The sequence below is a fragment of the Psychroserpens mesophilus genome (assembly GCF_050617655.1).
Taxonomy (GTDB): domain Bacteria; phylum Bacteroidota; class Bacteroidia; order Flavobacteriales; family Flavobacteriaceae; genus Psychroserpens; species Psychroserpens mesophilus_A.
Genome location: NZ_JBODQC010000266.1, coordinates 1 through 259, shown reverse-complemented (window position 1 = coordinate 259; position 259 = coordinate 1). Strand labels below are relative to the sequence as shown.

Genomic DNA, 259 nt, shown 5'->3' with positions numbered 1-259 from the left:
CCATTGCGGACTTCGGCAACGTCGTTGTCAACAGTCCCCGGGCATACGCGCAGCAGGATCAGTTCGTCGTCGATCTCCTCCACCTCGAATTTCAGGCGGTTGTCCAGGAGTTCGCGCAGCGGCCATTCAAAGTTGACCCCGGGCTCGTCTCCCATGGAGATGGCCAGTACCAGTTGGCCTTCGGTATTGGTGGCTACTTCCCAGGTGCCTTCGCTCACGGCAACCCCCTTGCTCAGCGTTACCACGCCTTCGGCCTCGA

Annotated in this window: 1 pseudogene; it reads right to left on the bottom strand. The window is 60.6% G+C overall.

Annotated features, from left to right (window positions below):
- A pseudogene (locus tag ACRHNM_RS17210) lies at window positions 1-259 on the bottom strand (hypothetical protein); the annotation flags it as partial.